This is a genomic window from Brucella sp. NBRC 113783, from assembly GCF_040372265.1.
Lineage (GTDB): Bacteria > Pseudomonadota > Alphaproteobacteria > Rhizobiales > Rhizobiaceae > Brucella > Brucella teleogrylli.
The window spans coordinates 786,528-808,899 of sequence record NZ_BAABRX010000002.1 but is presented as its reverse complement, the minus strand read 5'-3'; the positions used below and the strand labels follow the sequence as shown (position 1 = coordinate 808,899).

Below are 22,372 nucleotides of genomic sequence, written 5' to 3'. Positions count from 1 at the left end.
TTATTCTGCCGGTTCCGCTGCCGGGACCGGTTCCGCCTTGCGGTTCCAGAACATCGGGACAAGTTCGACGGCTAGCATGGCCGCAAAGAGCATGCCGCAGCCGATGAAGCCGATGAAGGTCAGCCGGTCGCCGAGGAAGATCGCGCCGAACAACGCCGCAAACAGCGCTTCCGAAGACAGGAAGATCGCAGCCTGCGCCGAGGTCGTATAACGCTGGCCGATGGCTTGCAGGGTGAAGGCAATGCCGGACGACATCACGCCGGTGAACAGGATTTCCTTCCATGTCAGGGCGATGGCGTTCCAGTTGAAGCCTTCGAGCAGCGATGCGCTAGCCAGACCGATAATGGCTGCGGTGGCAAACTGAACGCAGCTCAGCATGATCGGGCGTCCGGCGCGGTTGGCGCGACCAATCAGCAGCACTTGCATGGCCCAGAAAATTGCTCCGCAGATGACCAGCCAGTCGCCGGTCTTGAGCGCGGTCAGTTCACCGCCCGACAGCAGGAAAATCCCCGCCAGACAGATGACGGCGCAGGGCCAGACAACCGGGTGCGGCCATGTGCGGAACAGCAACACCCCCAGAACCGGCACCATCACGACATAAAGGCCAGTCAGAAAACCGGCATTGGTGACCGAGGTGGTGATGAGGCCAATCTGTTGCAGCAGCAGGCCGGTGAAAAGCACGGCGCCCACCAGCATGAAGGAACGATAGTCGGAAGGTTTCAGACGGGCGGACGAGCGGCGGCCTTCGGCAAGCGCCCAGGGCAGCACGGTGAGAGCGGCAATGCCGGAACGAACGCCGATAAACAGGAACGGGCCGATGCTGGCCATGGCGGTCGACTGGGCGACGAAGCCCATGCCCCAGATCACGCCAGCCAGAAGCAGGACAATATTGGCTTGCGTGCGCGTCATCATGGCCTCGGATTGCGAAGAAAAAGGTCCGGCCCCATAGGATCGCCGGAAATTGTCTGTCCTATAGGCATTAGCCGGGCCTCGCGGCAAGCGGCGTCTGTATTCTGCGACAATGGTGCAGATGCGTCTTTAAGAGCCCGTTCCAAAAGTCGCCCTGTGTGGCTGCAAATGGCAATTTTCTCCATTCCGGTGCTCACGTACCTTAAGTACGCTCCGCTCCGGTACTCGAAAATCACCATTTTCGCACACACATGCCGCTTTTTGATTCAGGCTCTGAGCTGGCTTCTTGTCTGGAGATTTGACAGGGTTCGATTTTTTCCGCGTGAAAAGATCGCCAGAAATGCTATAGTTCGGCGAATTAGTCGTTTGAACGGTTCCGAAACGGGTGTTTCGGTGACCGTTTTCTTTTTGTGTATCGGGGGGTGTTGCAGCTCCCGGAAGGGCACCTTGCAGCGCGGTTGTGCAGGCAGGGTGCGGCGGGCAACCAAACTGCCGGCGCGTTCAGTTCTTGGGAAGAGACGGGCGCCGGGCGAAGGAAAGGACTGGGTATGGAAAAGTTCCCTATGACCCCTCGCGGTTTCGAAAAGCTCAAGGAAGAGCTCCGCTGGCGTCAGCAAAACGAGCGTCCTCGGATCATCGAGGCTATCGCAGAAGCGCGTGCCCATGGCGATCTGTCGGAAAACGCCGAATATCACGCGGCCAAGGAAGCCCAGAGCCTCAACGAAGGCCGCATCAACGAACTGGAAGATGTCGTTGCGCGTGCCGAAGTGATCGACGTTACCAAGCTGAGCGGCGACCGAATCAAATTCGGCGCGACGGTCACGCTGATCGACGAAGACACCGAAGATGAGAAAATCTACCAGATCGTTGGCGACCAGGAAGCTGACGTGAAGGAAGGCCGCATTTCGATTTCGTCGCCAATCGCGCGCGCCATGATTGGCAAGACCGAAGGCGATACGATCGAGGTCAATGCACCGGGCGGCTCGCGTTCCTACGAGATCGTGACACTGAAGTTCATCTGATCACCGTGCCCCATTCAAATCCGGTTCCGGTTGAGAGCGTCGAGGTTGTAGCTCCCAACTTCAAGCAGCGCCTTTCCGGCGTGACCTCGACGATTGTGCAGCTCATTCCTTTGCAACGTGCGAAGGGGCTGAACATTGCCACAATGGGACCGGGTTTGCCGGAAAGCCTGCCGCATTTGGGCTGGGGCGCGCTTTTGTCCTTCTGGTCAGCACCGAAAAACCGCCGCTTCCGGATCTGGCATGCGCGGCGTAATATCGAAATGCTTGCCGGTATTTTCATGCGCGATGTCTTGCGCATGAAGCTGCGGCTGGTGTTCACCTCGGCTGCCCAGCGCAACCACAAGCCTTTCACCAAATGGCTCATCCGCCGCATGAATGCGGTCATCGCCACCAGCGGGCGCTCGGGCAGTTTTCTGGAAGTGCCGCATGAGGTCATCATGCATGGCGTCGATCTGGAACGCTTTCATCCCCCGGTTGGTGAGGAAGACATGTTTGCCGCCTCTGGTCTTCCGGGCAAATATGCTGTCGGTTGTTTCGGGCGCGTGCGGCATTCCAAGGGCACCGATCTCTTCGTCGATGCGATGATTGCGCTTTTGCCGAAATATCCTGAATGGACGGCGATCATCACCGGACGAACCACCGCTGAGCATCAATCTTTCGAGGATGACCTCAAGGCGAAGATTGCCGCCGCCGGTTTGCAGGATCGTATTCTCATTTTGGGTGAAGTCCCCGATATTCGGGTCTGGTATCGCCGCCTGACGCTTTATGTTGCGCCGTCGCGCAATGAGGGATTTGGCCTGACGCCGCTGGAAGCCATGGCGTCGAAGACCGCTGTAGTGGCAAGCGATGCCGGGGCCTATGCCGAAATGATCGTCGACGAAACCGGCAGTTTCGTGCCCGCTGGAGATGGCGAAGCCTTGCGCGAGGCTATTGAGCCTTATCTCGCAGACCCGGCCATGGCCGAGCGTGACGGCGAAACCGCTCTTGCGCATGTGCGCGCCAATTTCCCGCTCGAGAAGGAAGCGGCTGCGATCAGCGGTGTCTATGAGCGCGTATTCGCCGGGCGTGTCTGATCCAAAAGTTGCCATGCCGGTCTGCAAATGGCGATTTCTGCGCTTCCGGTGCTCACGTACCCAATGTACGCTGCGCTCCGGTTCTCGAAATCACCATTTTCGCCACGGCCTGCCGCTTTTTGATTCAGACACTAAAGCATGTCGCGGAAAAGTGGGAACCGGTTTTCCGGTACCGACATGCGTAGAAACAAATAGATAAAGCGCGTCGTATGGGTGGGATAAAACGCGACGCGCTTTAAAGGCCGTGGTGTTCAGAGAATCATCAGCGGTTCGTCCTTGACCGGACGAATGGTCAGCGCGGTGCGGACGGAGTCCACATTTGGTGCTGCGGTCAGTTCCTCGATCACGAAGGTCTGGAACGTGTTCAGATCACGTGCAACGCAATGAAGCAGGAAGTCGGACTCGCCCGAAACCATCCATGCGCGGCGTACCAGCGGCCACTGCTTGGTTTTCTCCGCAAAAGCCTTCAGATCGGCATCAGCCTGACGGTGCAGACCGACCGAACAGAATGCGACCAGATCCTGACCCAGCGCATTGCCGTTGAGAATGGCGCGATAGCCCCGAATGACGCCGCTTTCCTCGAGTTTACGGACCCGGCGAAGGCAGGGAGGTGCCGAAATGCCGACCCGTTCGGCCAGCTCGACATTGGTGATGCGCCCGTTGTTCTGGAGCTCCCGCAGGATTTTCCAATCGATTTCGTCCAGATCGGCCTTGATCGGCATGCATGACTCCGCGCGCAAGGAAATTTCATTCAAGGGTAATTATAGAATATGTGACGCCGTCATGGCGCAATCTAATCATGCTAATATCAAATGAATCCGTGGCGTGTAAACCGTCTAAAGCTCTGTCAACGCACCCAAAAAGCGCGTGTGAACAGGATATATACCGTCACAAGCTCCAGTCGTCCTGCCAGCATCAGGAAGGACAGCACCCAGAGAGCCGGGTCCTGGATGGTGGAAAAATTGCCAACCGGACCGATTGTTTCACCAAGGCCGGGGCCAATATTGGACAGGGCGGTCAGTGCGCCAGTGAAGGCCGATACGAAGTCGAGGCCGAGTGACGCCAGCAGCACCGCGCCGATCACCAGCGATGCGCAATAGAGGAAGAGATAGAGCAGCACGTTCTGGGCGATTTCGCCGGAGATTTCCGATGAGCCATAGCGCATCTTGGTGACGGCATGCGGCACGATTAGGCGCGACAGGCTCGCTTGTGTCAGGCTCCACAGGATGATGAGGCGGTTCATCTTGATACCGCCCGACGTGGAGCCCGCGCAGCTTCCCAGAAACGAGGCGAGGAAGAAAATGCCGAGAGCGGGTGGCCCCCAGAGCGAATAGTCTTCGGTCGCATAGCCGGTGGTCGTGATGACGGACACGAAATGGAACGAGGCCGAAATTAGCGCGTCGCCAAAAGGCACGTCCAGACCAAGCCGCAAGACGACGGCGAGGATGAAGCTGAAGCCGATGACGATGCTGAAGAACAGTTTGACCTGCGGATCTGCCAGCGATTCCAGCCGCTTGGGCATGAAAGCCTTGATGTAGAGCACGAAGGGCAAGGCCGAGAGAATCATGAACACCGTCGCGACAACCAGCAGAAGGCGGTTGCCGTGGTAGAAACCGAGCGAGTTGTCATGCGTGGAAAAGCCAGCCGTGGCCACCGTCGTCAGGCCGTGGTTGATGGCGTCGAACACGCTCATCCCAACCATGAAATAGCTGATGATGCAGGCAGCCGTCAGGCTCAGATAGGCGAGAATAATGCCAAGCGCGATCTGGTTCATGCGCGGCAGGATTTTTTCTGACTTGTCGGAATTTTCCATGTGAAAGAGCGCAAGGCCACCGGCGCGCAGCGACGGCAGCATCAGAAGCGCCAGGCCGATGAAGCCGATACCGCCGATCCAGCAGAGCAGCGACCGCCAGAGCAGAATGCCGCGCTGCATATTATCCAGGCCGGTCAGCGCCGTTGCGCCAGTGGAGGTCACGCCGGACATGGCTTCGAAAAAAGCGGTGGCATAGCTGATCGGCAGATGCGAGAAATAAAGCGGTATCGAGCCGAGGAAAGCTGCGGTCAGCCAGATGCAGACCGTGAGCAGAAAACCGAGGCGGGGCGTGAAACGCACGGACTGGTTCTGCGTCGCAAAAAGGATGAGCGCGGAAAGCGCGCCCGTCGTTGCTGCCGAACGCAGGAAAATCAGCCAGTCGTCGCTGCCGTCGCGCAAGTCGATTGCGGCGGGCAAAAGCATGGCGGCCGCCATGATGAGGCCGAAGCGCGCGCATATGTTGGCGACAGTCTTATAGATGGCGGTCGTCTCCGGCCGTTTGTGGGGCGATTGGCGGACAGTTGAGCGTTGTTTTTCCTGTCTGTTTAACGCGAGATCGACCCGGTCGCAATGCGGGGAGGCGCTTCCTATCGCCTAACTGTCACAAGCTGTGGCTAAAGCGCAGCAAATGCCCGTCAAACCTTGCAAACGGAAAAGGGCAGACCTACCTTGGCCATAATATCAGGGCACAGTTAGGCCGGGTGCGCAGGCGATTCCGGTCAGTCGTGCACCCGCTGCTTTAAATCGATTTTAGGACCGGAGAGGAACCTCATGTCACAGCGTCATGCGCCCGTTATTGTTATCGGCTCAGGTCCTGCTGGTTATACCGCCGCGATTTACGCAGCGCGCGCCATGTTGAAGCCTATCGTCATTGCCGGTCTGCAGCAGGGAGGTCAGCTGATGATCACCACCGATGTGGAAAATTATCCGGGCTATGCCGAGCCGGTGCAGGGCCCATGGATGATGGAACAGATGGCCAAGCAGGCAGAACATGTCGGCGCGGAAATCGTGCACGACATCATCACCGAGGTTGAAACCACGGTGCGCCCGTTCCGCCTGAAGGCCGATTCCGGCGCAGTCTATACCTGTGACGCGCTGATCATCGCGACTGGTGCGCAGGCCAAGTGGCTTGGCCTCGACAGCGAACAGACCTTCATGGGCGGTGGCGTCTCGGCTTGCGCGACCTGCGATGGGTTCTTCTATCGCGGCAAGGACGTGGTTGTGGTCGGCGGCGGCAATACGGCTGTCGAAGAAGCGCTTTACCTGTCGCATATCGCCAAGAGCGTGACCGTGGTGCATCGCCGCGACGGTTTCCGCGCCGAAAAGATCATGCAGGATCGTCTCCTGTCGCGCGCCAATGTCAGTGTGGTCTGGAACAGCGTGATCGATGAAATTCTCGGTACCGAGGCCAAGCCTCCGATGGGCGCGACCGTTACCGGTGTGCGGCTGAAGAATGTCGTGACGGGCGAGACCACGGAAGTCGATACACATGGCGTCTTTGTCGCCATCGGTCATGCGCCTGCCGTGTCGCTGTTCGAAGGCAAGCTGAAGCAGAAGCCGAACGGCTATCTGTGGACGGCGCCCGATTCCACCGCCACGGATGTTCCGGGCATTTATGCCGCTGGCGACGTCACCGACGATATCTACCGTCAGGCCGTGACCGCCGCCGGTATGGGCTGCATGGCAGCGCTCGAAGCCGAGCGCTGGCTGGCCGCACAGGAACCGCTGCACGAAGCAGCGGAGTAACGAGGGGGAAATCGTGGTCGCACCGCTCGACTGGGATAAACTGCGCATTTTTCATGCTGCGGCAGAAGCAGGGTCGTTCACCCATGCCGCGCAGACATTGCATTTGTCGCAATCGGCCATTTCGCGTCAGGTCAGTGCGCTGGAACAGGATGTCGGCGTGCCGCTGTTCCACCGCCACGCGCGCGGGCTGATTTTGACGGAACAGGGCGAAACGCTTTATCGCACGGCGCATGACGTGTTGATGAAGCTGGAAAATGTTCGCTCCAAACTGGCCGAGAGCAAGGAAAAGCCGACGGGACGCCTGCGCGTCACTACGACGGTGGGGCTCGGCTCCGGCTGGCTGATCGAGCGTATTCAGGAATTCGTCGAGCTTTATCCGGATATCCAGCTCCAGCTCATTCTCGACAATGAAGAGCTGGACCTGACGATGCGCCATGCGGATTGCGCTCTGCGTCTGCGTCAGCCGCAGCAGCCGGACCTCATCCAGCGCCGCCTGTTTACAGTGCATATGCACCTTTACGCTTCGGCGGGCTATGTCTCGAAATACGGCAAGCTGAACTCGATCGATGAGATCGACCAGCATCGCATCGTGACATTTGGCGAACCGGCTCCGAGCTATCTGACCGGCCTGAACTGGCTGGAAGTGGCAGGCCGCACCGATGGCAGCACGCGCATCCCGGCCTTGCAGGTCAATAATCTTCTGTCGGTGCGCCGCGCCGTACAGCGTGGCGTCGGCATTGCCGTGCTGCCGGATTACATGGCCGACAAGGAATCCGGTCTGGTGCAGCTCGTGCCGGAACTGGAGGAAATCCCGTCCTTCGATACGTTCTTCTGCTACCCGGAAGCATTGAAGAATTCCGCCAAGCTGCATGCGTTCAGGGATTTCCTGTTCTCCAAGGCGCGCAACTGGACCTATTGATCTCATCCATATGAATGCAAAAGGCCGCGTTGGAGCAACCAACGCGGCCTTTTGTTTTTGGTGTGGCTGCTGATGTGCTGGCCAGCTATTAAGGCAGAGCTGACACCGCCGCCCGCGCTCCCTCATCCTGAGGAGCCGCCGAAGGCGGCGTCTCGAAGGGCGAGGGAGCCTAGACTGGACCTCCCCCTTCGATCCTTCAACGGGCTCAGTATGAGGCTTCGCTCCGCTCCGCACCTCAGGATGAGGGCGTGCGTTGACGCGGAGCGCCCGTTTGCGTTACTTGCGCGGCAGGAGGCGCTGCACGTCCTTGGCGGTGTCGGCGAGGATGTCTTCCGGGGTGGCGGACTGTTCGACCAGACGGGAGAGACCGTCCACGATGGTCTGCGTTACCTTCACGCCGTTGGAGCCGGGGAAGGCATACCACGGCACCATGATCGACATCTGGCTGAGACCGGCCTTGAAGAGCGGGTTTTCTTCGTAGAACTTGCCGAGATATTCATCCGACTTGGCGGCGAGATCGTTGTTCGGCACGTAACCGGTGCCCGGAACCACGACCGAAGCGCCATAAGGACCGGCGGCGAACTTGGCGAATTTCCAGGCGGCATCGACCTTGGACTGGTCTTCGGTGAGGATTACGACCGCGTTGCCACCGGTCGGCAGACGACCCTTTTCCGGGTTGATGAGCGGGATCTTTGCGGTGCGCAGATCAAACTTGTCGCCGACATTCTTGATCGTGTTGCGCAGTGCGCCGGTGGTCTGGAAGGCAAAGCCCACCTTGCCAGCGGCAAAGGCCTGTTCGCCCGCAGCCTTGGTCAGAACCGGCATGCCGCCTTCCTTGACCATGCGGTCAACGAGCTTCAGCGCAGCAAGGCCTTCGGGTCCGTCGAAAGCGACCTTCTTCTCGTCTTCGGTCAGCATGGTGCCGCCTGCGCCGAATAGAAGAGCGGAGAACATCCAGTCGTCACCCTGCCAGCGGAAGTCGATGCCTTCATTGCCGTTGCCGAGCGCCTTGATCTTGCCGCCGAGCGCGATCACTTCGTCCCAGGTGGTGGGCGGCGTGTCGGGGTTGCCACCGGCAGCGCGCACCAGATCGGCATTGTAGTACATGATAGGGTTGGAGGTCGCGAAAGCAAGGCCGACCTGACGGTCGCCGACGCGGGCGAGACTGAGGATATGATCAGTGAAGCCCTGCGCTTCCATATCCTTTTCCTTCTCGACCAGTGGCTTCATGTCGACGCCGATATTGCGTTCGGCCAGAACGCGCAGGCGATTGAGACCGGTGAAGGTGATATCCGGCATTTCCGACGTGCCAGCTTGACGCATGATCGTCTGGATGCCTTCTTCATAGGTGGCGGAAGGGCTGACGAAGTTGATCTTGATGTCCGGATTTTCTTCCATGAATTTTTTCGAGATGTCGGCCATGACATCCTTGAAGAAGCCGGGCATCGGATAATGCACATTGAGCGTGGTGTCTGCGAAAGCGGGCGAGCCGAGGCCGGTTGCGATGGCCAGAGCGGCAAAAGTGCTTGCGAGTCGTTTCATGGATAACTCCTGTATGTGAGATAGGCGAAAGAGGTCAGCCTTTGAGACCGGTCAGGGTGATGCCCTCGATGAAGCGGCGCTGGGCGGCGAGAAAGGCCAGCAGCAAAGGCAAGGTGATGATGAGCGTTGCCGCCATCAGCGCGCCGTAGTCGTCACCGGCTTCGGCGGCGCGGAAATAGAGCAGGCCGAGCGGCGGCGTGGCGCGTTCCATGCCGTTGACGACGATCAGCGGCCAGAACAGATCGTTCCAGTGCGCAACAACCGAGAAGATCGAGAATGCCGTGATAGCAGGCCATGCATTTGGCACGATCACGCGCATGACAATGCCTGCTTCCGACATGCCGTCGAGGCGGGCGGCGCTGATGAGATCGTCGGGCATGGCGCGGAAGAATTGCAGGAACAGGAATATGCCGAATACCGAGATGAAGAACGGTGCGCTGAGCGCAAAATAGCTGTTCAGCACGCCAAGCTGGTTGAAGCCGACATAGATGGGCAGCGCGGTTGCGTGGATCGGCACCAGCAGTCCCAGCATGACGAGAACCATCATGGTGCGCTGGCCGCGAAAGTTGAGTTTCGCCATGGCATAGGCGCATGGAATGGCGATCACCACCTGCACCACCAGCACCAGTCCACAGACCACAACGCCGTTGAAGAGCAGCAGCCCCATGGGTACGCGGGTGAGGGCTTTGGCGACATTGTCCCAAAGCGCCCAGTTCTGCGGGATCAGCGAGAGCGACGACGAGAAAATGTCCTGCTGCGACTTGGCTGCGGTGGACAGCATGAAGATGTATGGCGCGAGGAAAAGCTGCGCGCCGAACGAGAGAAGGCCGAGGCGAAACGAGCGGGCGAATGACATATCCGTTTCCTCAATAATGCGTGCGGCGGTCCAGCACACGGAACTGGAGCAGCATCAGGACGATCAGCACGGCGAGGAAAATCACGGTCATGGCCGAGGCGTAACCGACGCGCAGGAACACAAAGCCTTCCTGATAGATGCTCCAGAGCAGGACTTCGGTGGCCTTGTTTGGCCCGCCTTCGGTGAGCGTCTTGACGGTTTCGAACACCTTGACCGCATTGATGATGCTGATTGTCGTCACGAAGAGCGTCGTGGGGCCGAGCAGCGGCCATGTGACGAGACGAAAGCGCTCCCAGCTGCTTTTCACGCCGTCCACTTCGGCGGCGGAATAGAGTTCGCGCGGAATGGCAGTCAGCCCGGCCAGAAACAGCACCATGTTGAAGCCGACGCTCTGCCAGACGCCGATCAGCGCAAGGCTGAATAGCGCCGTATCGCTGGAGCCGAGCCAGTTGGGGCCGGTAATGCCGACCATGCCGAGAAGGGTGTTCACGGGGCCAAGGGTCGGATGCAGCAGATATTGCCAGACGGTCGCCATGGCGACGAGAAGCGAGGCAACAGGCAGAAAATAGACAGTGCGGAAGAAAGACTTTCCGCGCACTTCGCCTTCGATGAGAAGCGCGACGCCGAGGCCGAGAAACACCGAGGCCGGTGCGACAATGGCCGTATAGATCGCCGTGTTCTTCAAAGAGATGAGAAAAGTGCGGTCGCTAAACAGTTCGACATAATTGTCGAGGCCGATGAATTCGAAACCGGCATAGCCGAGTTCGTAATTGGTGAAGCTCCAGAACAAGACTGCTGCGGTCGGCAGAAGGATCAGCAGCACCGTCAGGAGAATGGCGGGGGAGGCGAGTTTCCAGGCCAGTCGCTCCTCGCGCCGCCGCGCATTTTCGGCGGCAGTGCGGGCGCTGACTGCGCCGGGCCTAGCAAGAGCGAGATCAGACATGAGCCGGAGCCTTTTCCGCCGGTGCGAGGGTCACCACATTTCCGGCAGGCTGGCGCAGGCGCGCGCCGTCATCGCCGAAGAGATAGGCGTTTTCCGCATCGAAATGCAGGCCGACAGGCAGACCGGGTGCAATGTGATCGGCCTTGACAGGGGCGAGCTTCACGATCAGTTCCTGCGCGGAGCCGGGCGCTTTCAGGTAAACCAACACTTCGGAGCCGAGGAATTCGATGCGCGAGACGGTTCCGCTAATGCCGGTCTTGTCATGCGGGCGCAGACGGAAATGTTCCGGGCGGATGCCGACACGGATCGTTGTGCCCGCATAGGCGGCGACGTTTTGCAGGATCGGGCGGCCCGCGAAATGGACACTGCCCTGATCGCTGACCAAGGCGTCCAGAATGTTGATGCGCGGGGTGCCGATGAACTGGGCCACTTCGATATGGCGCGGATCGTTATAGATCGCGGTGGGCGTGTCGATCTGGAGCAGCTTGCCGCCCATCATCACCGCCACACGGTCGGCCATGCTCAGCGCCTCAGCCTGATCGTGGGTGACATAGATCGTCGGCACGCCAGCGCGGCGGTGCAGTTCCACAATCTCGGCGCGGGTATGAACGCGCAGATTGGCATCGAGATTGGACAAAGGCTCGTCCATCAGGAAAACGCCGGGCTGGCGCACGAGCGCACGGGCAAGTGCAACGCGCTGGCGCTGGCCGCCCGACATCTGGCCGGGCTTGCGGTCGAGAAGATGGTCGATTTTCAGGCTGGCGGCGGTGGTTTTCACCTGTTTCTGGATCGCGGCGCGCTTGGCGCGCTGGCCTGGAACCAGTGGTCCAACGACGGGCAGGCGTTCGGTCGTCGTCATGTCGCGCATGGCGAGCGGCACGGCGATGTTCTGCGCGGCGGTCAGATGCGGATACAAAGCGTAGGACTGGAAGACCATCGCGATATTGCGGTCGGCGGGATGCGCGCCGGTGATGTCGCGGCCAGCCAGCGCGACATTGCCTTCATCGGCATGGTCGAGCCCGGCAAGAATGCGCAAAAGCGTGCTCTTGCCGCAGCCAGACGGGCCGACGAGGGCGATGAATTCGCCCTCCGCCACGTCGATGCTGATGCCGTCCAGAATGCGGTTGCCGCCATAGGACTTCCCGATATCGCGGATGGCAAGCGTGCTCATTGGGTTGCCTCTTCCGTGACTTTCGCGCCGTCGCCCGCATGATGCGGATAGACCTCATGCACCACATCGTCGATCACGTAGGGCGTCAGTTCATCAATGCGCACGATGGCGCTGGTGGCTGCTTCGCCAAGTTCATGCACGACAGCGCCGAGAATACGCTCGCCTGGCAGATCGCGTTCCATCGCGCCGACGATGAAGGCCGCCGCCGGTCCCCAGACATAGCGCGTGCCGAACGCTTCGCCCTTCCATGCCCGGTGCAGGTGGCCGCTGGCGTGAAGCTGCACGTTATACTGCGCGAAGAGATCATAGAGACGCTGGCGCGCCACCGGGCGGATGCCCCAATAGCCGCTGTCGCCTTCTTCCGGATCGTCGACGAAGAGTGGCTTGTGCGCGAAAACGGCGACGGGCTTGCCGTCTGCGTTTTCCAGAACGTTTTCCAGCCACTGGAACTGGTCTTCTTCCTGTTCGCTGCCGGTGCCGATGATAAGGCTGTTGAGGCCGACGATCAGCCAGTCACCGAGGTCCTTGGCCCAGCGGTCTGGACCGATATGGCGCTGCCAGCGCGCAAGGCGCTCGGCATTGACCGGCTGGTGGCTTTCCGGCAGATGGCCGATGTCGTGATTGCCCGGCACGCTGAGGACGGGCGCGGAGAGCTGTTCGAAACAACTGCGGCAGAATTCGAGATCAGCTTCGATATCGGCGCCATCGACGGCAAGATCGCCGGTGTGAATGATGAGATCGGGCTTCTGCTGCTCGATCCACGCCACGAGCGGTTCCCAGTTCGGGTTGAAATGTGTCTTGATCGGGCTGAGATGGGTGTCGGTGATTTGAACGATCCGCATGGGCGCGCTCCCTCATGGCTTGTGAGATGTTCGCAGCGATCACCGTCTTCTCCGGTGGCCGCTTCACGCCGGATGCGTTCTCCCCGCATCGGCTCTGCCGGGGCTTTTAGGCCTGTTTTGTGACAGTCCTGATGCGCCGCAATGACAGTTGGATGACATCTTCTGTGGGGAATCAGCGGAAGGTGATTTGCTGATTTTGCAGGCAGTTAGGTTGTATCGATGCCTGTTCCATAGGCGCTCTGATTTGCATCCAACCGCTCATTGGGCGGGCAAGATTTAGCTAACTATTTGATTGTATTTACAATAAGTGCCTGAACGAGCTATGCGCAGGATGCATGGCAGCTTTGCGCTAAAGTTGCATTGCAAAAATGATGAGCAGGGAGCATATAACAATCATCTCAGCGCCGCGTTTCCTCCTCCCATTTGCGCGGGCTGAGTGTTCCCCTCTGGAGGTTTGCCTCAAAGGCACCTTCAAAACTCAAAGCCAGACATTTGTCTGGCTTTTTTTTTGGCTTTTCGCCTGTTATTGGCCGCGACGGCTGAACACAACAAACTACAAATGCTGATCACCTTCCAGCTGTCTGTTCTGACAGGGCGAAGCCACGTGCTGTTTTTCCGTGAAAGTGCGGATACGACAAAGGGGCCTTGCGGCCCCTTTGTTATTCGCTATTCAGAAGCTTTTGTTCTTACGCATGTCTTTGTCTCGAAACCGGTTCCCACTTTCGGGAGAAATGCTTAGCGCAGGCTGGCGCAGAAGCGCTGGATACGGGTGCAGGCTTCTTCGAGCAGCTCATCGGACGTTGCATAGGAAATGCGGAAGTTCGGTCCAAGACCGAAAGCCGAACCGTGAACCACGGCAACGCCTTCTGCTTCCAGCAGTTCGGTGACGAAATCTTCGTCCGTTTCGATGACCTTGCCAGCTTCGGTTTTCTTGCCGATCAGGCCAGCGCAGGACGGATAGACGTAGAATGCGCCTTCCGGTGTCGGGCACTGGATGCCCTTGGCCTGATTGAGCATCGATACGACCAGATCGCGACGAGCCTGGAAAATTTCCTTGTTCTTCGGGATGAAGTCCTGCGTGCCGTTCAGCGCTTCAACCGCTGCCCACTGGGCGATCGAGCAGGCACCGGAAGTCTGCTGACCCTGCACCATGTCCATGGCCTTGATGAGTTGCAGCGGGCCAGCGGCGTAACCGATGCGCCAGCCGGTCATGGCATAGGCCTTGGAAACGCCGTTCATGGTCAGCGTGCGGTCATAGAGCGACGGCTCGACCTGAGCAGGGGTCGTGAAGACGAAATCGCCGTAGACCAGATGCTCATACATGTCGTCGGTCAGGATCCAGACCTGCGGGTGACGCACAAGAACGTCTGTCAGCGCCTTCAGCTCGGCTTCCGTATAGGCAGCGCCCGTCGGGTTCGACGGCGAGTTGAAGATCAGCCACTTGGTCTTCGGCGTGATCGCCTTTTCCAGATCGGCAGCGGTTAGCTTGAAATTGTCTTCGATCTTGGTGTTGATGAACACCGGCGTACCGCCGTTGATCGCAACCATTTCCGGATAGCTGACCCAGTAAGGGGCAGGCACGATGACTTCATCGCCGGGGTTCAGCGTGGCCATGAAGGCGTTGAACAAAATCTGCTTGCCGCCGGTGCCGACGATGACCTGATCCGGCGTATAGTCGAGGCCGTTTTCGCGCTTGAACTTGGCGACGATGGCCTTGCGCAGCTCAGGAATACCGGCCACAGGCGTGTACTTCGTTTCGCCGCGATTGATCGCGTCGATGGCGGCCTGCTTGATATTGTCCGGCGTGTCGAAATCGGGTTCGCCCGCACCAAGACCGATCACGTCCTTGCCTTTGGCTTTCAGTTCGCGTGCTTTCTGGCTGACCGCGATGGTCGCAGATGGCTTTACACGGGAAAGGGCGTCGGCGAGAAATGCCATGATAGATCTCCATAGATGGCAGGCTCTGTTAACCGCACTGGGAACGGCGCGGTTTTGCGGATTTTCTATGTCGCATCGGCACGGGAATCGCAACAGATGGATTGACTTTTCGCCCGTGAATCCGGGTTTTCTCGAAATTGTGTTGCGAAAAGTGTCGGATAGATCAGTCTTGCTGACATAATATCTCAATGAAACTGATTAGACAGGATGCTGTCCGCGCGTCGATATGGTTTTTTGAAACAGGAGATTTTCATGCTGACCATTTACGCCCAACCCGATTCAGGAAATTGCTACAAGCCCCGCCTTCTGCTTGCCTTGCTGGGCAGGCCTTTTCGGCATGTCACGGTTTCGTCGCTCGACGGCTCGACGCGCAAGCCGGACTATCTCGCCAAAAATCCCAACGGAAAGGTGCCATTGCTGGAGCTGGAGGACGGGCGACTGCTGGCAGAATCGAACGCCATGCTGCTCTATCTGGCGGAAGGAACGCCGTTTCTGCCCAAGGACGCCTATGAGCGGGGGCTTGTCTATCAATGGCTGTTCTTCGAACAATATAGCCATGAGCCCCATGTGGCCGTGCGCCGGGCGCTGATGCTCTATCCGGAGCGGGCACGGGATGCGACGCCGGAACGTCTGGCCTCAACGCTCGCCGGTGGCAACAAGGCGCTTGGCGTCATGGAAACACAGCTTGAAAAGACGCCCTATCTGGCGGGCGAGACTTATACGGTCGCCGATATCGCGCTCTATGCCTATACGCATGAGGCGCATCTGGGCGGCTTCGACATGCAGCAATATCCCGCGGTTCAGGCCTGGCTCAAGCGCGTTGCGGCCCATCCGGGCCATGTGGCGCTCGACTGGCTGCCTTGAGAGCCTGTTCTAAAAGTCGCCCTGTGTGGCTGCAAATGGCAATTTTCTCCATTCCGGTGCTCACGTACCCAAAGTACGCTCCGCTCCGGTACTCGAAAATCACCATTTTCGCACACACATGCCGCTTTTTGATTCAGGCTCGGAGAATTTTCTCTGATTCCAAAAAATTAGAGCGCCGGTCAGACCGGCGCTCCAATGTTTTCATGTCACATTCGTGCACAAGCCAGATGAAACATCCGGCGGCAAAATGTCTTAGGCTGCGACGAGGTTGTCGGCAGACGAACGGCCCGAACGGCGGTCCTGCACGATCTCGTAGGTGACCTTCTGGCCTTCGTTGAGCGTGGCAAGGCCAGCGCGCTGAACGGCAGAGATGTGAACGAAAATGTCCGTGCCGCCCTGGTCAGGCTGAATGAAGCCGAAACCCTTGGTCGTGTTGAACCATTTAACTGTTCCCGTAGCCATGGGAATGTCCTTTGTAACGATAGTAATTTTTAGTCCGCATGCTCCGCATACGTCCCTGTGGATCGAATTTATGGACAGGAGATCGTCAGGAAGCACGGCAGGCCGCACGGGTCTCAAAGTCACTCGACCGAAAAATCGATTGCCGGACTATATGCGACAAATTTGACCAGCACAAGAGAGCTAGGATGTGTGTCTGGCCATGGTTTTGCTAAAAAAATCGCAGCTTTAACGTCAACGCTAGGTATTTTTTATCTAAAACGCCGCCGTATCAGCGATTGCGCGCATGGTCGCTCTTTTTTGAAGGTGTTGCGACCTTACTATTAAGACGGGCAATAGATCGGTCCTGCCAGAAAAGACAGATCTAAAGTCAGAGCCCGAACGAGACATCGCTTTTCTTTGACTTTTGCGTGATATGCATAATGCGCATGTTGCGAATGGCCCGCGATTTCGTCACAGGGATTCGCGAACGGCACGTGGCGAGGCAAATATGACGTCTGAACCGGAACAGAAGCAGCCGAAGCGCAGCGCGCAAAGGAAAAGCCGCAAGCGAGGGAAGTCCCAGCGCGTTGGTATCAAGGGCTTGCTCACCCGTCAGCCGGTCCGGGACGGCAATGATCTGTTCTCACAGGTCTCGATGATGACCGGCGCTTTCTGGAATTCGCCAGTGCGCACCACGCTGATTGCACTCGGAACCGGCATTTTCGTGCTGATCGTGCTGATTGCGATTGGGCAGGTGGCCATCAACCGCTGGAACGAGCCGTTTTACGATGCGCTGGCGCGCAAGGATTTGCAGGCGTTCTTCCAGCAGCTGATGGTGTTCTTCGGTATTGCGGGCACATTGCTGGTGCTCAATGTCGCCCAGACATGGCTGAACCAGATGTTCAAGCTGAAGATGCGTGAAGGGCTGGCGCGCGATCTCGTTGGTCAATGGCTGGTGCCGGGGCGCGCCTTTCGGCTCGCCAATGCGGGCGAGATCGGCATTAATCCCGATCAGCGCCTGCATGAAGATGCGCGCCACCTTGCCGAAACATCCTGCGATCTCGGTATCAACCTGCTGCAATCGACCGTCATTCTGTTGAGCTTTGTCGGCGTATTGTGGTCGCTGTCGAGCGGATTTATTTTCAATATTGGCGGTTATAGCTTCCCGATTCCCGGCTATATGGTGTGGGCGGTGATCATATATGCCGCGTCCGCATCGTGGCTGACATGGATCGTCGGGCGCAACCTCGTCAATATCAATGCCAATCGTTATGCGCGCGAGGCGGATTTCCGCGCCTCGCTGATGCGCGTCAATGAGCATCTCGATTCGGTCACCCTTTCGCGCGGTGAGGCGGATGAGCGCCGCCGTCTCGACCTCGATATCGACGCCGTGCTGGCTGCGATCCGCAAGATCGTCTATGCGACCACGCGACTGACATGGGTGACGGCTGGTTATGGCTGGCTCACCATCGTCGCGCCGATTCTGGTCGCCGCACCGGTGTATTTCTCTGGCGGACTGACCTTCGGTGGTCTGATGATGGCCGTCGGCGCGTTTACGCAGGTGCATAATTCACTGCGCTGGTTCGTGGATAATTTCGGTGCCATTGCCGACTGGCGCGCCACACTGCTTCGTGTCGCCACTTTCCGTCAGGCAATTCTGCGCATGGATGAGTTGGGTCATCTCGACCGGCACGTCGATCTGGCCGTCAACGAAGGCGATAGGATCAGTCTCGATGATGTGTCGATTGCGGCACCCGATGGCTGTTTGCGCCTGTCGAAGAGCGCCTTCGCGGTCAAGCCGGGCGAACGGGTGTTGGTAACCGGCGGCACCGAAACCCAACGCACCTTGCTCTTTCGGGCGCTTGGCGGTCTGTGGCCATGGGGCGAGGGGCGGATCGGCATGCCAGCCAATGACGGCGTAGCCTTCATGCCACGTGCGCCTTATTTCCCGCCCGGGACATTGAAGAGCGTCATCGTCTATCCATTCGACCTGAAGAAATTCTCGCCCGAAGCGCTGGAGGGCGTGTTGCAGCGCGCCGGGCTTGACCGGCTTATCGGCAGTCTCGACTACGCCACACGCTGGGAACGGGTGCTGACCGATGACGAGCGGCAATGTCTCGCTTTCGCCCGCCTCATTCTGCAAAAGCCGCAATGGATCATCATCGATGGCGCGCTGGATGGTCTCGATGCCGAAGCCTATGATCGCATCCGGGACATTTTGACCACTGAGCTGAAAGACGCTGCTGTGATCCATCTGGGCAAGCCGCATCTGCATAACGGGTTTTTCTCCCGGCAGGTCAATCTGGAAGATGATCCCGATGGCAAGCCGCTGGAAATTCCCGCTTTAAAGAGCGCATGAAAAAAGCCGCCGGATCGCTCCGGCGGCTTTTTTCATTATCTGTAAAACAGATTATGCGCGGAAGTAATCCTGCAGCGGACGCACTTCCAGCGAACCGGCCTTCAGCGCCGCGATGGCTTCGGCCGCTGATTCTGCGCCTGCCATCGTGGTGTAGTAAGGCAGCTTCTGCATCAGCGTTGCGCGGCGGATCGACTTGGAGTCGGACACGGCGCTGGCGCTGTCGGTGGTGTTGAAGACCAGATGGATCTGACGGTTGCGGATCGCATCTTCCACATGTGGACGGCCTTCGATGACCTTGTTGACCTTGATCGCCTCGACGCCATTGTCAGCGAGGAAACGCTGCGTGCCGCCGGTTGCCATCACGCGGAAGCCGAGGCTTGCGAGCTTGCGCACAGGTGCCAGAACGCGTTCCTTGTCTTCGTCGCGCACCGACACAAACACCGTGCCTTCACGCGGCAGTTCCACGCCGGCACCAAGCTGCGCCTTGGCGAAAGCCAGTGCGTAGTCGTAGTCGAGGCCCATGACCTCGCCGGTTGAACGCATTTCCGGTCCGAGCAGCGTATCGACGCCGGGGAAACGAGCGAACGGGAACACGGCTTCCTTGACCGCGATATGCGGGCGCGATGGGGCCTGCGGCTTGCCGCCATAAGCGCCGAGCGCTGCTTCAAGGCTTTCGCCAGCCATGATGCGGGCCGCGACCTTGGCAATCGGGGTGCCGATGGTTTTGGCAACGAACGGCACCGTACGCGAAGCGCGCGGATTCACTTCGAGGATGAAGATTTCGCCATCCTTGATCGCGAACTGCACGTTCATCAGGCCGCCGACATTGAGCGCCTTGGCCAATGCTTCGGTCTGACGTTCGAGTTCGGCGACGGTTTCAGCCGAGAGCGAGTGAACCGGCAGCGAGCAGGCGCTGTCGCCGGAGTGAATACCGGCTTCTTCGATATGCTCCATGATGCCCGACACAAAGCTGTCCTTGCCATCGCAGAGGCAATCGACGTCCACTTCGATGGCCTGGGTGAGATAGGTATCGAACAGCAGCGGGTTCTTGCCGAGCAGGGTGTTGATCTGGCCGGTCTTGTCGTTCGGATATTTCGCCTTGATGTCCTCCGGGACCAGTTCCGGCACGGTGTCGAGCAGATAGGCTTGCAGCGTGCGCTCGTCATGGATGATCTGCATGGCGCGGCCACCCAGAACATAGGACGGGCGAACGACCAGCGGGAAGCCGAGGTCAGCGGCGACGAGGCGAGCCTGTTCGACCGAATAGGCAATGCCGTTCTTCGGCTGGTTCAGGTCGAGCTTGACCAGAAGCTTCTGGAAGCGGTCGCGATCTTCCGCAAGGTCGATGGCGTCCGGCGAGGTGCCGAGGATCGGAATGCCGGCCTTTTCAAGTGCATTGGCGAGCTTGAGCGGGGTCTGGCCGCCGAACTGGACAATCACGCCGTGCAGGGTGCCCTTTTCCTGTTCAACACGCAGGATTTCCAGCACGTCTTCCGCCGTCAGCGGTTCGAAATAGAGGCGGTCCGAGGTGTCGTAATCGGTCGAAACCGTTTCCGGGTTGCAGTTGATCATGATGGCTTCATAATCGGCGTCGCCGAGCGCGAAGGCAGCATGGCAGCAGCAATAATCGAACTCGATGCCCTGACCGATACGGTTCGGCCCACCGCCGAGAATGACGACCTTCTTGCGATCCGAAACTTCAGCTTCCGAACGTGGCTGACCGACGAAGGGCGTTTCATAGGTCGAGTACATGTAAGCAGTCGGCGAAGCGAATTCGGCGGCGCAGGTATCGATGCGCTTATAGACCGGATGCACGTCGAGATCGGCGCGCAGCTTGGCCACGTCCGCAGCGTCCTTGTTCGTCAGGCTGGCAAGGCGCGCGTCGGAGAAGCCCATTGCCTTCAGCATGCGCAGGTTTTCAGCGTCCTGCGGCAGACCATGTTCGCGAATGCGCTCCTCGGTCAACACGATGGCTTCGATCTGTTCGAGGAACCATGGGTCGATCTTGGAGGCGTCATGCACCTGCTCGACAGTCAGGCCGAGGCGCATGGCCTGCGCGACCATGCGCAGACGATCCGGCGTCGGCGTGCCGATGGCGGCGCGGATGGCGTTCTTCTCGTCGCCGTCCTCGATGCCGGGAATGGCGATTTCGTCAAGGCCGGTCAGGCCGGTTTCAAGACCCCGCAGCGCCTTCTGCAAGCTTTCCTGAAAAGTGCGGCCAATGGCCATCACTTCACCGACCGACTTCATGGCGGTGGTCAGGATCGGCGAGGAGCCGGGGAATTTTTCGAAAGCGAAACGCGGGATCTTGGTGACGACATAGTCGATCGACGGTTCGAACGAGGCTGGCGTCGCGCCGCCGGTGATGTCGTTGTCGAGTTCGTCCAGCGTGTAGCCGACAGCGAGCTTGGCCGCGACTTTGGCAATCGGGAAGCCGGTAGCCTTGGAAGCGAGCGCCGAAGAACGTGAGACGCGCGGGTTCATTTCAATGACGATCATGCGGCCATTGGCCGGGTTGATCGCGAACTGTACGTTGGAGCCGCCGGTTTCAACGCCGATCTCGCGCAGCACCGCAATCGAGGCGTTACGCATGATCTGGTATTCTTTGTCGGTCAGCGTCAGCGCAGGCGCGACCGTGATCGAATCGCCGGTGTGTACACCCATCGGATCGAGGTTTTCGATCGAGCAGATGATGATGCAGTTGTCCGCCTTGTCGCGGACGACTTCCATTTCATATTCTTTCCAGCCCAGAACCGACTCTTCGATCAGAACTTCGGTGGTCGGCGATGCGTCCAGACCGCGTTCGATGATTTCGAAGAATTCCTGACGGTTATAGGCGATGCCGCCGCCGGTGCCGCCGAGCGTGAAGCTCGGGCGGATGATGGCCGGAAGGCCAACCACGTCGAGCGCCTGCGCCGCCTTGGCGAGCGCGTGGGTCATGTAGCGCTGCTTGCGTTCGACTTCGCCGAGCTGCCATTCGGTTTCCAGCTTGTCGAGGGCCTTGTCCAGCGCGTCGCCCGAATATTGCGACTTCACTTCAGCGCGCTTGGCTTCATGACGCTTGCGGTCTTCGTCCTTGATTTCGGTGGCGTTGGCGAGGCGGGATTCCGGCGTATCGAGGCCGATCTTGTCCATGGCTTCACGGAACAGCGCGCGATCTTCGGCCTTGTCGATGGCCTCGGCATTGGCGCCGATCATCTCGACATTGTAGCGCTCCAGCACGCCCATGCGGCGCAGCGACAATGCGGTGTTCAGCGCGGTCTGGCCGCCCATGGTGGGCAGCAGCGCGTCCGGACGTTCCTTGGCGATGATCTTGGCGACGACTTCCGGCGTGATCGGCTCGATATAGGTCGCGTCCGCCAGATCGGGGTCGGTCATGATCGTGGCCGGATTGGAGTTGACGAGGATGATGCGGTAGCCTTCCTCTTTCAACGCCTTGCAAGCCTGCGTGCCCGAATAATCGAATTCGCAAGCCTGGCCGATGACAATGGGGCCCGCGCCGATAATCAGGATCGATTTGATATCTGTACGTTTCGGCATGGGCGCTCATCCTATCTTCTTCGCGCGCATGATCTTGTCCGAAAACCGGTTCCCATTTTCGGGATCATGCTCTTGTTTCACGCATGTCGTGGTCTCGAAACCGGTTCCCACTTTCGAGAGACATGCTGCTTAGCCTGCCAGAAAAGCCCGCACGGTTTTCCGGCGGGTTGGCAGCTTATGAATTCTGTGGGCTAAGCGGGCCTTATAGGCAATGATGACCCAAAGCGGAACCCCACAAATACGCTTATTTCAAAGAAAATGCGGGCATTCACGAAAAATCTTCGTCATTTATCTGTCTTATGCCGGTCGAGTTCGATCACGATCAGCCACCAGCCATGACAGATGGCGTGTTAGCGTGCCATAATTGGTGTGGTTTTGTTACGCCGGAGTTGCC

General features: G+C 58.9%; 17 protein-coding genes. 6 read left to right on the top strand and 11 right to left on the bottom strand.

Going from position 1 to position 22,372, the window contains the following annotated elements; all coding sequences use genetic code 11:
• Positions 1-909 (bottom strand): DMT family transporter, encoded by a 909-nt coding sequence (locus ABWW11_RS09200; RefSeq protein WP_109370270.1) that lies wholly within the window; start codon positions 907-909, stop codon positions 1-3.
• A 548-nt stretch (positions 910-1,457) separates the two neighbouring features.
• On the opposite strand from ABWW11_RS09200, the gene greA reads away from it, so the two are divergent.
• Both greA and ABWW11_RS09190 read left to right on the top strand, forming a co-directional pair.
• Positions 1,458-1,931 (top strand): transcription elongation factor GreA, encoded by a 474-nt coding sequence (gene greA / locus ABWW11_RS09195; protein ID WP_109369473.1) that lies wholly within the window; start codon positions 1,458-1,460, stop codon positions 1,929-1,931.
• Positions 1,932-1,936: 5 nt separating this feature from the next.
• Positions 1,937-3,004, top strand: a complete 1,068-nt coding sequence (locus ABWW11_RS09190) for a glycosyltransferase family 4 protein (protein WP_109369472.1) — start codon at positions 1,937-1,939, stop codon at positions 3,002-3,004.
• Positions 3,005-3,255: 251 nt separating this feature from the next.
• Here ABWW11_RS09190 and ABWW11_RS09185 read toward each other — a convergent pair whose 3' ends face one another.
• The gene (locus ABWW11_RS09185; protein ID WP_095447076.1) at positions 3,256-3,726 is read right to left on the bottom strand and encodes an Lrp/AsnC family transcriptional regulator; all 471 of its coding nucleotides are present in this window, start codon (positions 3,724-3,726) and stop codon (positions 3,256-3,258) included.
• Positions 3,727-3,851: 125 nt separating this feature from the next.
• On the bottom strand, positions 3,852-5,252 hold the full coding sequence (locus ABWW11_RS09180; protein WP_109369471.1) for a TrkH family potassium uptake protein: 1,401 nt from the start codon (positions 5,250-5,252) through the stop codon (positions 3,852-3,854).
• A gap of 336 nt (positions 5,253-5,588) precedes the next feature.
• On the opposite strand from ABWW11_RS09180, the gene trxB reads away from it, so the two are divergent.
• Both trxB and ABWW11_RS09170 read left to right on the top strand, forming a co-directional pair.
• Entirely contained in the window at positions 5,589-6,563 is a 975-nt protein-coding gene (trxB, locus tag ABWW11_RS09175; RefSeq protein WP_109369470.1) for a thioredoxin-disulfide reductase, read from the top strand.
• Between the two features lie 13 nt (positions 6,564-6,576).
• Complete coding sequence (locus tag ABWW11_RS09170; protein WP_109369469.1) at positions 6,577-7,482, top strand: LysR family transcriptional regulator; 906 nt, start codon at positions 6,577-6,579, stop codon at positions 7,480-7,482.
• 276 nt (positions 7,483-7,758) lie between these two features.
• Here the strand turns inward: ABWW11_RS09170 and ABWW11_RS09165 are convergent, their stop codons facing one another.
• From ABWW11_RS09165 to ABWW11_RS09140, 6 genes are all read right to left on the bottom strand, one after another.
• A complete protein-coding gene (locus ABWW11_RS09165; protein ID WP_109369468.1) occupies positions 7,759-9,024 on the bottom strand; it encodes an ABC transporter substrate-binding protein in 1,266 nt (421 codons plus the stop codon).
• A 34-nt stretch (positions 9,025-9,058) separates the two neighbouring features.
• Positions 9,059-9,880 (bottom strand): carbohydrate ABC transporter permease, encoded by an 822-nt coding sequence (locus ABWW11_RS09160; protein ID WP_109369467.1) that lies wholly within the window; start codon positions 9,878-9,880, stop codon positions 9,059-9,061.
• 10 nt (positions 9,881-9,890) lie between these two features.
• On the bottom strand, positions 9,891-10,823 hold the full coding sequence (locus ABWW11_RS09155; RefSeq protein WP_109369466.1) for a carbohydrate ABC transporter permease: 933 nt from the start codon (positions 10,821-10,823) through the stop codon (positions 9,891-9,893).
• The gene (locus ABWW11_RS09150) at positions 10,816-11,994 is read right to left on the bottom strand and encodes an ABC transporter ATP-binding protein (RefSeq protein ID WP_109369465.1); all 1,179 of its coding nucleotides are present in this window, start codon (positions 11,992-11,994) and stop codon (positions 10,816-10,818) included. Before ABWW11_RS09150 ends, ABWW11_RS09155 begins: the two co-directional genes overlap by 8 nt.
• Positions 11,991-12,836 carry a metallophosphoesterase family protein gene (locus tag ABWW11_RS09145; protein ID WP_109369464.1) on the bottom strand — a complete coding sequence of 282 codons (846 nt, stop codon included), beginning with the start codon at positions 12,834-12,836 and terminating at the stop codon, positions 11,991-11,993. Before ABWW11_RS09145 ends, ABWW11_RS09150 begins: the two co-directional genes overlap by 4 nt.
• A 735-nt stretch (positions 12,837-13,571) precedes the next feature.
• A complete protein-coding gene (locus ABWW11_RS09140) occupies positions 13,572-14,774 on the bottom strand; it encodes a pyridoxal phosphate-dependent aminotransferase (RefSeq protein ID WP_109369463.1) in 1,203 nt (400 codons plus the stop codon).
• Between the two features lie 252 nt (positions 14,775-15,026).
• On the opposite strand from ABWW11_RS09140, the gene ABWW11_RS09135 reads away from it, so the two are divergent.
• The gene (locus tag ABWW11_RS09135) at positions 15,027-15,638 is read left to right on the top strand and encodes a glutathione S-transferase family protein (RefSeq protein ID WP_109370269.1); all 612 of its coding nucleotides are present in this window, start codon (positions 15,027-15,029) and stop codon (positions 15,636-15,638) included.
• Positions 15,639-15,890: 252 nt separating this feature from the next.
• Here the strand turns inward: ABWW11_RS09135 and ABWW11_RS09130 are convergent, their stop codons facing one another.
• A complete protein-coding gene (locus ABWW11_RS09130) occupies positions 15,891-16,100 on the bottom strand; it encodes a cold-shock protein (protein WP_109369461.1) in 210 nt (69 codons plus the stop codon).
• A gap of 487 nt (positions 16,101-16,587) precedes the next feature.
• Between ABWW11_RS09130 and ABWW11_RS09125 the strand changes: the two genes are divergently transcribed.
• Entirely contained in the window at positions 16,588-18,438 is a 1,851-nt protein-coding gene (locus ABWW11_RS09125) for an ABC transporter ATP-binding protein/permease (RefSeq protein WP_109369460.1), read from the top strand.
• Between the two features lie 51 nt (positions 18,439-18,489).
• On the opposite strand, the gene carB is transcribed toward ABWW11_RS09125, so the two are convergent.
• Entirely contained in the window at positions 18,490-21,978 is a 3,489-nt protein-coding gene (gene carB / locus ABWW11_RS09120) for a carbamoyl-phosphate synthase large subunit (protein WP_109369459.1), read from the bottom strand.
• Between the last annotated feature and the right edge of the window lie 394 nt (positions 21,979-22,372).

Coding starts and splice junctions, on each gene's coding strand:
- ABWW11_RS09200 (WP_109370270.1), bottom strand. CDS start 909: ATGACGCGCACGCAAGCCAATATTGTCCTGCTTCTGGCTGGCGTGATC.
- greA (WP_109369473.1), top strand. CDS start 1,458: ATGGAAAAGTTCCCTATGACCCCTCGCGGTTTCGAAAAGCTCAAGGAA.
- ABWW11_RS09185 (WP_095447076.1), bottom strand. CDS start 3,726: ATGCCGATCAAGGCCGATCTGGACGAAATCGATTGGAAAATCCTGCGG.
- ABWW11_RS09180 (WP_109369471.1), bottom strand. CDS start 5,252: ATGGCGGCCGCCATGCTTTTGCCCGCCGCAATCGACTTGCGCGACGGC.
- trxB (WP_109369470.1), top strand. CDS start 5,589: ATGTCACAGCGTCATGCGCCCGTTATTGTTATCGGCTCAGGTCCTGCT.
- ABWW11_RS09165 (WP_109369468.1), bottom strand. CDS start 9,024: ATGAAACGACTCGCAAGCACTTTTGCCGCTCTGGCCATCGCAACCGGC.
- ABWW11_RS09160 (WP_109369467.1), bottom strand. CDS start 9,880: ATGTCATTCGCCCGCTCGTTTCGCCTCGGCCTTCTCTCGTTCGGCGCG.
- ABWW11_RS09155 (WP_109369466.1), bottom strand. CDS start 10,823: ATGTCTGATCTCGCTCTTGCTAGGCCCGGCGCAGTCAGCGCCCGCACT.
- ABWW11_RS09150 (WP_109369465.1), bottom strand. CDS start 11,994: ATGAGCACGCTTGCCATCCGCGATATCGGGAAGTCCTATGGCGGCAAC.
- ABWW11_RS09145 (WP_109369464.1), bottom strand. CDS start 12,836: ATGCGGATCGTTCAAATCACCGACACCCATCTCAGCCCGATCAAGACA.
- ABWW11_RS09140 (WP_109369463.1), bottom strand. CDS start 14,774: ATGGCATTTCTCGCCGACGCCCTTTCCCGTGTAAAGCCATCTGCGACC.
- ABWW11_RS09135 (WP_109370269.1), top strand. CDS start 15,027: ATGCTGACCATTTACGCCCAACCCGATTCAGGAAATTGCTACAAGCCC.
- ABWW11_RS09130 (WP_109369461.1), bottom strand. CDS start 16,100: ATGGCTACGGGAACAGTTAAATGGTTCAACACGACCAAGGGTTTCGGC.
- ABWW11_RS09125 (WP_109369460.1), top strand. CDS start 16,588: ATGACGTCTGAACCGGAACAGAAGCAGCCGAAGCGCAGCGCGCAAAGG.
- carB (WP_109369459.1), bottom strand. CDS start 21,978: ATGCCGAAACGTACAGATATCAAATCGATCCTGATTATCGGCGCGGGC.